Annotated in this window: 12 protein-coding genes; 2 read left to right on the plus strand and 10 right to left on the minus strand. The window is 67.3% G+C overall.

Going from position 1 to position 10,318, the window contains the following annotated elements:
• Positions 1-213 precede the first annotated feature (213 nt).
• From LI94_RS18120 to LI94_RS18145, 6 genes are read right to left on the minus strand one after another with little or no spacing between them, the layout of a single operon-like run.
• Positions 214-1,065, minus strand: coding sequence for a GNAT family N-acetyltransferase (locus tag LI94_RS18120; protein ID WP_024443191.1), 852 nt, complete (start codon positions 1,063-1,065; stop codon positions 214-216).
• Between the two features lie 55 nt (positions 1,066-1,120).
• Positions 1,121-2,272: a flavodoxin-dependent (E)-4-hydroxy-3-methylbut-2-enyl-diphosphate synthase gene (gene ispG, locus LI94_RS18125; RefSeq protein WP_024443192.1), complete on the minus strand. Its 1,152-nt coding sequence runs from the start codon at positions 2,270-2,272 to the stop codon at positions 1,121-1,123.
• A gap of 13 nt (positions 2,273-2,285) precedes the next feature.
• Complete coding sequence (locus LI94_RS18130) at positions 2,286-3,503, minus strand: M50 family metallopeptidase (protein ID WP_046302067.1); 1,218 nt, start codon at positions 3,501-3,503, stop codon at positions 2,286-2,288.
• The gene (gene dxr, locus LI94_RS18135; RefSeq protein WP_046302068.1) at positions 3,500-4,675 is read right to left on the minus strand and encodes a 1-deoxy-D-xylulose-5-phosphate reductoisomerase; all 1,176 of its coding nucleotides are present in this window, start codon (positions 4,673-4,675) and stop codon (positions 3,500-3,502) included. The genes LI94_RS18130 and dxr overlap by 4 nt, the downstream gene beginning before the upstream one ends.
• Before the next feature lie 4 nt (positions 4,676-4,679).
• Positions 4,680-5,075, minus strand: coding sequence for a VOC family protein (locus tag LI94_RS18140; RefSeq protein ID WP_046302069.1), 396 nt, complete (start codon positions 5,073-5,075; stop codon positions 4,680-4,682).
• Positions 5,029-5,868, minus strand: coding sequence for a helix-turn-helix transcriptional regulator (locus tag LI94_RS18145; RefSeq protein WP_046302071.1), 840 nt, complete (start codon positions 5,866-5,868; stop codon positions 5,029-5,031). Before LI94_RS18145 ends, LI94_RS18140 begins: the two co-directional genes overlap by 47 nt.
• 163 nt (positions 5,869-6,031) lie before the next feature.
• Between LI94_RS18145 and LI94_RS18150 the strand changes: the two genes are divergently transcribed.
• Positions 6,032-6,286 (plus strand): DUF2631 domain-containing protein, encoded by a 255-nt coding sequence (locus tag LI94_RS18150; RefSeq protein WP_024443197.1) that lies wholly within the window; start codon positions 6,032-6,034, stop codon positions 6,284-6,286.
• A gap of 84 nt (positions 6,287-6,370) precedes the next feature.
• Here the strand turns inward: LI94_RS18150 and rlmN are convergent, their stop codons facing one another.
• From rlmN to pyrH, 4 genes are all read right to left on the minus strand, one after another.
• Positions 6,371-7,465: a 23S rRNA (adenine(2503)-C(2))-methyltransferase RlmN gene (rlmN, locus tag LI94_RS18155; protein WP_046302070.1), complete on the minus strand. Its 1,095-nt coding sequence runs from the start codon at positions 7,463-7,465 to the stop codon at positions 6,371-6,373.
• 24 nt (positions 7,466-7,489) lie between these two features.
• Positions 7,490-8,356, minus strand: a complete 867-nt coding sequence (locus tag LI94_RS18160) for a phosphatidate cytidylyltransferase (protein ID WP_024443199.1) — start codon at positions 8,354-8,356, stop codon at positions 7,490-7,492.
• Positions 8,357-8,378: 22 nt separating this feature from the next.
• The gene (frr, locus tag LI94_RS18165) at positions 8,379-8,936 is read right to left on the minus strand and encodes a ribosome recycling factor (protein WP_024443200.1); all 558 of its coding nucleotides are present in this window, start codon (positions 8,934-8,936) and stop codon (positions 8,379-8,381) included.
• A gap of 68 nt (positions 8,937-9,004) precedes the next feature.
• Positions 9,005-9,754, minus strand: a complete 750-nt coding sequence (pyrH, locus tag LI94_RS18170) for a UMP kinase (RefSeq protein ID WP_024443201.1) — start codon at positions 9,752-9,754, stop codon at positions 9,005-9,007.
• Positions 9,755-9,931: 177 nt separating this feature from the next.
• Here pyrH and LI94_RS18175 point away from each other — a divergent pair, with 177 nt between their 5' ends.
• A complete protein-coding gene (locus LI94_RS18175) occupies positions 9,932-10,261 on the plus strand; it encodes a metalloregulator ArsR/SmtB family transcription factor (RefSeq protein WP_024443202.1) in 330 nt (109 codons plus the stop codon).
• Positions 10,262-10,318: the final 57 nt, after the last annotated feature.

Raw genomic sequence — 10,318 nt, forward strand, 5'->3', positions numbered from 1 at the left:
GTGCAGGCCGCCATGCCGGCCGCGGTCAGCACCACGGCCACCAGACCCGTGACGCGTGTGACGAATGAGCTTGCAGTTGTCATTGGGGCTGATGTTACGAAACAGAAACGGTTGCCCCGCGGAGGCGCACCGAGACTGTCGTTGGCGTGTCCGCTACTCGAACTTCTCCGCGCCAGCCGCAGTTTCGGCGAAGAACACGAAGAGATCCCGAGATCAGTCGAGCAACACGGTCGCGAAGGTGCCGACCTGAGTGAAACCCACCCGCTCATAGGTGGACCGGGCCACCGCGTTGAAGTCGTTGACGTAGAGGCTGGCGATGCGCCCGGTGCCGACGATGACCGCGGACAGCATCGCGGTGCCGCCGGCGCCCAGCCCGCGGCCGCGCCGGTCCGGATGCACCCAGACGCCCTGGATCTGCGCCACCGCCGGTGACTGGGAGCCCACCTCGGCCTTGAACACCACCTCGCCCCGCTCGAAGCGCGCCCAGGCCCGGCCCGACGCGATGAGGTTCGCCACGCGCCGGCGGTAGGCGCGGCCGCCGTCGCCGGCCCGCGGATCCACACCGACCTCGCCGATGAACATGTCGACGGCGGCCACCAGATAGGCATCGAGCTCGCCGGGACGCACTTGGCGCACTTCGGCATCCATCGGGCACGCGGGCATGGTGTGCAGTGCCATCAGCGGTTGGCTCTCACGCACGTCACGCGCCGGGCCCCAGGAATCGGCGAGGCGCTGCCACATCGGCAACACCAACTCAGCCCGGCCCACTAGCGACGAGCAGCGGCGGATCGCACCCACCGCCTTGTCAGCGAACGCGGTGAGGTCGGCCGGGGCGCCGCGCAGCGGGATCAGGTTCGCGCCCGCGTAACACAAGGATTCGTCCACGCCGCCGCGTGTCCACAGTTCCCCGCCGATCGACCGGGGATCGATGCCGTGATCGGCAACCCGGGCGGCGACCATGCAGGAACCGATCGGATCCTCTTCGAGCACCCGCCAGACCGCAGCGGCGTCACGGGCGACGGACACCCGTCGCTGGTCGAGACGGAACTCGGGCGGAGCCGACATAGTGACTCTTTCTGGCGATCTCAACTGCCGCGCGCCTACGGCGACCCGGCTGCGATCAGCTTACGGCGACGGTGGGCGAACCGCCGGGAGATCCATCCTGCATCTCGGCCGCCAGACGCATGGCCTCCTCGATCAGGGTCTCCACGATCTGCGCCTCGGGAACGGTCTTGATCACCTCGCCCTTGACGAAGATCTGGCCCTTGCCGTTGCCGGATGCCACACCCAGATCCGCCTCGCGCGCTTCGCCGGGGCCGTTGACCACACAACCCATCACCGCGACCCGCAACGGGACGTCGATCCCCTCCAGCCCGGCGGTGACCTCGTTGGCCAACCGGTAGACATCCACCTGAGCCCGCCCGCACGAGGGGCACGACACGATCTCCAGACCGCGGGGCCGCAGGTTGAGCGACTCCAGAATCTGGTTGCCGACCTTGACTTCTTCCACCGGCGGCGCCGAGAGCGACACCCGGATGGTGTCGCCGATGCCGCGCGACAGCAGCGCGCCGAACGCCACGGCGGATTTGATGGTGCCCTGGAAAGCCGGGCCGGCTTCGGTGACGCCCAGGTGCAGCGGGTAATCACAGCGCTCGGCCAGCAGTTCGTAGGCGGCCACCATCACGACCGGATCGTTGTGCTTGACGCTGATCTTGATGTCGCCGAAGCCGTGCTCCTCGAACAGCGACGCTTCCCACAGCGCGGACTCCACCAATGCTTCGGGGGTGGCTTTGCCGTATTTGGCCAAGAACCGCTGGTCCAAAGAACCGGCATTGACGCCGATTCGGATCGGGATGCCGGCGGCGCCGGCCGCCTTGGCCACTTCGCCGACCCGCCCGTCGAACTCCTTGATATTGCCCGGGTTCACCCGGACCGCGGCACAACCGGCGTCGATCGCGGCGAAGATGTACTTGGGCTGGAAATGGATGTCGGCGATCACCGGGATCTGGCTGTGCCGGGCGATCTCGGCCAACGCGTCGGCGTCCTCCTGGCGGGGGCAGGCCACCCGCACGATGTCGCAACCCGAAGCGGTCAGCTCCGCGATCTGCTGCAGGGTCGTGTTGATGTCGTGGGTCTTGGTGGTGCACATCGACTGCACCGCGATCGGATGGTCGCTACCCACCCCGACTCCGCCGACCTTCAATTGGCGGGTCTTACGACGTGGCGCCAGGGTGGGCGGAGGTGCAGCCGGCATGCCTAGGCCGACGCTCATGAGGGGGCTCCTATCAAAACAGCCTGATCGGATTGACCAAGTCCGCGGTCACGGTGAGCAGCATGTAGCCCATCACCACCACCAAGACTACGTAAGTGGCCGGCATCAGCTTCAGATAGTTCACCGGGGCTGCCGCGACCTTCCCGCGGGCCGACCGGACCATGTTGCGAAGCTTTTCAAACAGCGCGATCGCGATGTGCCCGCCGTCGAAGGGCAGCAGCGGCACCAAGTTCAGCACACCCAGGATGAAGTTCAGCTGCGCCAAGAAGAACCAGAACGCCACCCACAGTCCGTGGTCGACGGTGTCGCCGCCGATGATCGACGCGCCCACCACACTGATCGGGGTCTCGGGGTCACGCTGCCCGTGCGGGTTGCCGATCGCATGCACCAGCGCGCCGACCTTGGAGGGGATGTTGGCCAGCGACTTGCCCAGCAGCACCGACAGGTCGCCGCTGAAGCCGAAGGTGGCCGGCACCGCGGTGACCGGGTTGTACTTGGTCGGCCCGAATTGGGCGGCGCCCACCCCGATCGCGCCGACCGTGCTGGGGACGGCCTCGCGGTCCGCGCCGTCGGAGATCCAGCGCTGGGTGGGGGTCACGTCGACGTACTTGGTGAGAGTGCGGCCGTCGCGCTCGACCACGATCGGCGTGGTGCCGCGCTGTTTGCGCACCGCGGTGGCCATCTCCTCGAAGGTCGACACCGGCGTGTCACCGACCTTGACCACCACATCGCCGGACTCGATGCCGGCCAGCGCGGCGGGGCCGGGGCCAGAGCAGTCGGCCAGCTCCCCCTTGACGACTTCGGGTGCCACACAAGCCGTTTCGCCGATGACGGCGGTGGTGGGAGCGTGCAGGTTGGGTAGACCCCAGATCACTGCGATGCTGTAGACCAGCACCAGGCCGATGATGAAGTTCATGGCGGGGCCGGCGGCCAGCACAGCCACCCGCTTCCACGTCTTCTGCTTGTACATGGCGCGGTCGACCTCGTCGGGCGCCAGTTCCTCCACCGCGGTCATGCCCGCGATGTCGCAGAAGCCGCCGGCCGGGATCGCCTTGAGGCCGTATTCGGTCCCACCGCGGCGAGTCGACCACAACGTGGTTCCGAAGCCGACGAAGTAACGGCGCACCTTCATGCCGGTGGCGCGCGCCACCCACATGTGGCCGCATTCATGCAGCGCCACCGAGACCAGGATGGCCAGCGCGAACAGCGCGATGCCGACCGCGAACATCATCGGGTGATTCCGACCTTTCTCGTAGCTATCGCCTCGACGGCGCGAGCCGCGCGTTCCTTGGCCCAGCGCTGCGCATCGAGTACCTCATCCACGGTAGCGGGTTGCGCGGCCCACTGGTCGGCGACGCCCAGCACCTCGGCGATGGTGGCCACGATCGCCGGGAAACCGATCCGGCCGCCGAGGAAGGCTTCGGCGGCTTCTTCGTTCGCGGCGTTGTAGACCGCGGTCATGCAGCCCCCGGTCTGACCGGCCTGCCGGGCCAGCTGCACCGCCGGGAACACGGCATCGTCGAGTGGTTCGAACTCCCAGGTGGAAGCCGTGGAGAAGTCGCAGGCCGCGGCCGCGCCGGGAACCCGCGCCGGCCAGCCCAGCGCCAGTGCGATCGGTAGACGCATGTCCGGCGGGCTGGCCTGCGCGATCGTCGATCCGTCGGTGAAGGTGACCATGGAATGCACGATCGACTGCGGGTGTACGACGACGTCGATGCGATCGTAGGGCACGCCGAACAGCAGGTGGGTTTCGATGAGTTCGAGTCCCTTGTTCACCAGCGAGGCCGAGTTCAGGGTGTTCATCGGACCCATCGACCAGGTCGGATGCGCCCCGGCCTGCTCGGGTGTGACGTGCTGAAGATCCGCTGCGCTCCAGCCGCGGAACGGCCCGCCCGAAGCGGTGAGCACCAACCTGGCCACCTCGTCGGGGGTCCCGCCGCGAAGGCATTGCGCCAGCGCGGAGTGCTCGGAGTCCACCGGCACGATCTGCCCCGGGTCGGCTGCCGCCAGGACCAGCGGGCCGCCGGCGATCAGGGACTCCTTGTTGGCCAGGGCCAGCCGGGCACCGGTCTCCAGCGCGGCCAGCGTGGGCCGCAGTCCGAGCGCGCCGACCAGGGCATTGAGCACCACGTCCGCCTCGGTGTCGTACACCAAGCGGGTGACCGCATCGGGCCCGCAGTAGGGAGCCTCGAGTGCTTCGCCGACCTGGGCGTCGGCGACGGCGATGTTGGCCACCCCGGTCTCGGCGCGCTGGTCGGCCAGCAGCGCTGCGTTACCGCCTCCGGCGGCCAGCCCGACGATCTCGAAGCGGTCCGGGTTCGCCGCGACGACCTGCAGAGCCTGGGTGCCGATCGAGCCGGTCGAACCCAACAGCAGAACTTTGATCCGACGGCCCGTGCTCACCCACCTATTGTGCTCCCGCGTAGTTGCCGAAGCTCCACAGGTTGCCTTCCGGGTCGCGGACAGCGAACTCGCGAGCGCCGTAGTCGGTGTCGGTCAGCGGCCGGATCACGTCGGCCTGCCGGTCCAGGACCCGCTGGTAGAGGCCGTCAGGATCGTCGGTGACCACGAAACCACCCGCGGTGCCGGGTTCGCGGCACCAGTCATTACCGGGCTTGTAGCTGCCGAGCATGATGCCGCCGACGCCCTGTGGCCAGCGCAGTTCGGCATGAGCGACGGTCTCGCCGTCATCGCCGTGACGGGCCGCGACGACGAAGCCGAAGGTGTCGACGTAGTAGTCGATGAGTTTGCGCGCGTCATGCGCTTGCAGGGTCAACCAGACGGTCGGATTCTGATGCGTCATGACTCCACTCTGCCCGTGGGGCGTGACCGCCGTCTTGAATGTTTTGGAACTCCTCGGCCAGCCAAGCCGCGGGCGAAACCCCGGCGTAGCGCACGAATTCGCGAGTCAGATGGGCCTGATCGGCGTAGCCGGCAGCGACCGCGATGCCCGCCAAGTCGACCCGCCCGTGCCGGCGAGCGTCGTCCGCCATCCGGGCGGTCGCGTATTCGAAGCGCATCAGCATCGCCACGGCTTTCGGAGTGTGGCCGACCTCGCGACGAAACAGCGTGCTCAGATGCCGCTGGCTCAGCCCGACCTGTTCGGCAATGCCCGTGATCGACGCCCTCCCCCGGCTGCGCTGCAACAGCTGCCAGGCGTAGGTGACCTCGGGGCGCACGGTGGCGGCGTGGCGGCGCTGCTGGGCCACCAGGTACGTCGACACCAGTCCGAACGCGTCCGGCCAGGACCGTGCGATGGCGAGCTGCTCCTGCAGATCCACCGCGCCGCGGCCCAACACCGGTACCGCGTCGAACTCGGTCACGCTCAACTCGACGCTGGGCATCCCGAACAACGCTCGCGAGGCCAGCGGGTGCACCGCGACCTGCACGCCGGCCTGGCCGCGGCGCTGTCGCACGTGGCTGGCCCGCACGTGCAACCCGCCGAGAATGATCGGATTCGGCCGGGCTGCCCGCAGCGCCTCAGCCGTGTCGGCGGCTTCCACTCCCTCGTCGAGGCTGACGATGAACGTCAACGTCGACGACGGCATCCCCCGGTGCACGGCATCGGGTACGTCCAGTGCGCGGTAGCCCACCATCGACGTGACACCCGGCGCGATGCGGGGCGATGCCATCGTGAATTCCCAGATCGGCGAGACTTCTGCGACGTCCCCGGCCATGGCGTCCACGGTAGGTGGCTCGGTCGCGATATGTCAGAATGTCGCGCAGTAGTAGTTGCAGGGGCGAACTTAAGGAGTCGAAGTGGCCGGTACCGAGGTGGAGCGCCACACCGGGGTTGACCCTGTCGAGGTGCCGTCTGCGGCGTGGGGTTGGAGTGCCATCAACTACCGCACCTGGCACATCGTCGGCTTCGGTATCGTCGGCTTCTTGCTGCTCATGCTGCGCGGCAACCACATCGGTCACGTCGAGGACTACTTCCTGCTGGGCTTCGCCGCGCTGACGCTGTTCGTCGTGGTGCGCGACATCGTCCTGCGTAACCGCGGCCGGCTGCGCTAACGCGTCCGGCTGAGCGCCGAAACCGACGTTTCGCAGCAGAACTGCGAGACGACGCCTGTAAACGTCGGTTTCGATGAAGTAGGGCTAGTCGCTTTCCGCCGCCAACTGCCCACACGCCGCTGCGATTTCGCGGCCGCGGGTATCTCGGACCGTGCATTCCACGCCTTGGGCCCGAACTCGCCGGACGAACTCCCGCTCCACCGGCTTAGGACTGGCGTCCCATTCGCTGCCGGGTGTGGGGTTGAGCGGGATCAGGTTGACGTGCACCAGCGGTCCCAGCGCCTTATGCAGCTTCTTGCCCAACAGATCGGCGCGCCACGGCTGGTCGTTGACGTCGCGAATCAACGCGTATTCCACTGACACCCGCCGGCCGGTGACGTCGGCGTAGTAGCGGGCGGCGTCGAGGGCTTCGGAGACCTTCCACCGGTTGTTGACCGGCACCAGGGTGTCGCGCAGCTCGTCATCGGGCGTGTGCAACGAGAGTGCGAGCGTCACCCCGAGCCGCTCGTCGGCAAGCTTGCGGATGGCCGGGGCCAGACCCACCGTGGACACCGTCACCGACCGCGCCGAGATGCCGAAACCGTTGGGCGCCGGCTCGGTGATGCGCCGCACCGCGGCCACCACCCGGGCGTAGTTGGCCAGCGGCTCCCCCATCCCCATGAACACGATGTTGGAGAGCCGGCCGTGGTCTCTGTCGCGGAGTTCGAGCGAGGCCGCCCGTACCTGCTCGAGAATCTCTGCGGTGGACAGGTTTCGGGTGAGTCCGGCCTGGCCGGTCGCACAGAACGGGCACGCCATGCCGCAGCCGGCCTGTGAAGAGATGCACACGGTGTTGCGGCGCGGATAGCGCATCAGCACCGATTCGAACTTGGTGTTGTCGTGGGCGCTCCACAGCGTCTTGCGGGTCTCACCGGCGTCGCATTCGATCTCGCTGGACGCGGTCAGCAGGGTGGGGAACAGCGCGTCGGCCACCGAGGAACGCACCGCAGCGGGCAGGTCGGTCATCTGCTGCGGATCGGCGATCAGCCGGCCGTAGTACTGGTTCGCCAGCTGCTTGGCACGAAATGCCGGCAACCCCAGCGCGGCGACCGCGGCCACCACACCTTCGGCGTCGAGGTCTGCCAGATGTCGCGGCGGAAGAGCCCGCCGCGGCGCGGTGAACACCAGCTGTTGCGTCATGATCGGTTCCAGTATGCCGGTGACTCAGGGCAGAACGGTCAGCACGATCCAGGTCACCACGGCCGACGGCAGCAATGCGTCGAGCCGATCCATGATCCCGCCGTGGCCCGGCAGCAGCCGTCCCATGTCCTTGATGCCCAGGTCGCGCTTGACCTGCGATTCGATGAGGTCGCCGAAAACCCCGGTGAGCACGAGCAGCAGCCCCAGCGGCAGCCCGACCCACCACGGCCTGTCGAGGAACACCGTCACCGCGAACACCGCCGCGGTAACGCCGAGCACCAGCGACCCCGCGAGGCCCTCCCAGGACTTCTTCGGGCTGATCGCCGGCGCCATTGGGTGCTTGCCGAACAGCACACCGACGGCGTAGCCGCCGATGTCGGAGAAGACCACCGGGAACAGCAGGCACAGCACCCGACCGGGGCCGTCATCCCGGAAGACCAGCAGGGCCGCGAAGCTCATGCACAGCGGCACCCAGACCGCGATCAGGATCATCGCCGACATGTCGCGCAGGTAGTTGACCGGGGTCTGGTCCAGCCCCTGACCGACCAGCCGCCAGATCATGCAGATCACCACCGTGGCACCGAAGGCGCCCAGCACTCCCCGGGCCCCGAACGGCAGCGACAGCCACAGCATCGCCTGGCCGCCCAGGGCCAGCGGGATGAACGGCACGTCGTAGCCGACCTCACGCAGCCGCCGAACGATCTCATGGGTGGCCACCGGGGCGGCCACGGCCAGAATCAGCACCCAGAAACGGGGGGCGAACAGCAGGGTGTAGACCAGCGTTCCGCTCAGCACGGCGCCCACGGCGATAGCCGCGGGAAGGTTGCGTCCGGCTCGCGACTGTTTCGGCTGCGAATCCGCGGCGTCTACGCCGGTGTCTTGGTCTGCCACGGTTGTGCCTGCTGAACGGCCGCTAGACCTCCAGCAACTCGCCTTCTTTGTGCTTGACCAGCTCGTCGATCTGGGTCACGTATTGCTGGGTGGAGCGGTCCAGGTCCTTCTCCGCCCGGCCGACCTCGTCTTCGCCGGCGTCGCCGTCTTTGCGGATGCGGTGCAACTCTTCCATCGCCTTGCGGCGGATGTTGCGCACCGAGACCTTGGCGTCCTCCCCCTTCGCCTTGGCCTGCTTGACCAGTTCCTTGCGTCGCTCCTCGGTGAGCTGCGGAACCGACACCCGAATCAGCGAACCATCGTTGCTGGGGTTCAGGCCGAGGTCGGAGTTGCGGATCGCGGTCTCGATGGCCCCCAACTGTGATGCCTCGTAGGGCTTGATCACCACCAGTCGTGCCTCGGGCACGTTGATGCTGCACAGCTGAGTGATCGGGGTGGTCGACCCGTAGTAGTCGATGACGATCCGCGAGAACATCCCCGGGTTGGCCCGGCCGGTGCGGATGGTCGAGAGGTCGTCGCGGGCCACCGACACGGCCTTTTCCATTTTCTCTTCGGCATCGAAGAGAGCGTCGTCGATCATGTGCCCCGCTCCTTGTTATCGCTTCGCTGTAGCGCCGTCGCCGCCGGCGGTCATATGCCCTGCGCCCTTCAGCTGGTGACCAGTGTTCCGATCTTCTCACCCGCGACCGCCCGGGCGATATTTCCATCGGTCAACAGGTTGAACACCAGGATCGGCATGCCATTGTCCATGCACAGACTGAACGCGGTGGCATCGGCCACCTTCAGCCCCCGGTCGATGACCTCGCGATGGGTGACCGAAGTCAGCAGATGGGCGTCGGGATCGGTTCGGGGGTCGGCGGTGAAAATGCCGTCGACCGCCTTGGCCATCAGCACCACCTGGGCGCCGATCTCCAGCGCGCGCTGCGCTGCGGTGGTGTCGGTGGAGAAGTACGGCAGGCCCATACCAGCGCCGAAGATCACCACTCGGCCCTTCTCCAGGTGTCGTTGTGCCCGCAGCGGGATGTAGGGCTCGGCGACCTGGCCCATGGTGATCGCGGTCTGGACGCGGGTGTCGATGCCTTCCTTGACCAGAAAATCTTGCAGCGCAAGGCTGTTCATCACGGTGCCGAGCATGCCCATGTAGTCCGAGCGCATCCGCTCCATACCGCGCTCCTGCAACTGGGCGCCGCGGAAGAAGTTGCCGCCGCCGATGACGACCGCGACCTGCACGCCGTCGCGGACCACTTCGGCGATCTGGCGGGCGACCTGGGCGACGACGTCGGGATCGAGCCCGACCTGCCCGCCGCCGAACATCTCCCCACCGAGTTTGAGCAGCACCCGGGAGTAATGGGGGCGGCCGGCCGGCCGGCTTCCGTCGGTACTCGTCGGCTCCGTCATCAGGCTCCTCCGGGCTGCACGCATATGACAGCGCCATCGCGGGAATCGTCCGCGACGGCATTGTCATCCTGCCCTACCGGAACGGTCAAACAGAGCCCGGGGTGGCGACACCGGCCCCAACCGTCACAATATATGAAGAATTTTTCAATTGATGCTTTCGTTGCTATGGTCTTCGCTGTGCCGAATTCGCTCCACCAGGTGAAAGCCGAGTTCTTCAAGACTCTCGGGCACCCCGCCCGGATCCGAGTCCTGGAACTGCTCGCCGAACGCGACCACACCGTCGGTGAGCTGCTTCCCGAGATCGGGCTCGAGGCATCGAATCTGTCCCAGCAGTTGGGCGTACTGCGCCGCGCCGGCGTCGTAACAGCCGCCAAAGACGGCAACACGGTGGTCTACTCCATCGCCTCACCGGTGATCACCGAGCTACTCACCGTCGCGCGCAAGGCCCTGACCGGAATGCTGAACGACCAAGTCGCCATCCTCGATGACCTGCGGGCCGGGCAATGAGCTGGCTCACCAGAATCCGTGCCCTGGGCCTGTCTCTTATACACATCTGACGCTGCC

Source organism: Mycobacterium sp. UM_Kg27 (assembly GCF_000972905.1).
Taxonomy (GTDB): Bacteria; Actinomycetota; Actinomycetes; order Mycobacteriales; family Mycobacteriaceae; genus Mycobacterium.

Coding starts and splice junctions, on each gene's coding strand:
- pyrH (WP_024443201.1), bottom strand. CDS start 9,754: ATGACGGAGCCGACGAGTACCGACGGAAGCCGGCCGGCCGGCCGCCCC.
- LI94_RS18120 (WP_024443191.1), bottom strand. CDS start 1,065: ATGTCGGCTCCGCCCGAGTTCCGTCTCGACCAGCGACGGGTGTCCGTC.
- LI94_RS18140 (WP_046302069.1), bottom strand. CDS start 5,075: ATGACGCATCAGAATCCGACCGTCTGGTTGACCCTGCAAGCGCATGAC.
- LI94_RS18145 (WP_046302071.1), bottom strand. CDS start 5,868: ATGGTGGGCTACCGCGCACTGGACGTACCCGATGCCGTGCACCGGGGG.
- ispG (WP_024443192.1), bottom strand. CDS start 2,272: ATGAGCGTCGGCCTAGGCATGCCGGCTGCACCTCCGCCCACCCTGGCG.
- rlmN (WP_046302070.1), bottom strand. CDS start 7,465: ATGACGCAACAGCTGGTGTTCACCGCGCCGCGGCGGGCTCTTCCGCCG.
- frr (WP_024443200.1), bottom strand. CDS start 8,936: ATGATCGACGACGCTCTCTTCGATGCCGAAGAGAAAATGGAAAAGGCC.
- LI94_RS18130 (WP_046302067.1), bottom strand. CDS start 3,503: ATGATGTTCGCGGTCGGCATCGCGCTGTTCGCGCTGGCCATCCTGGTC.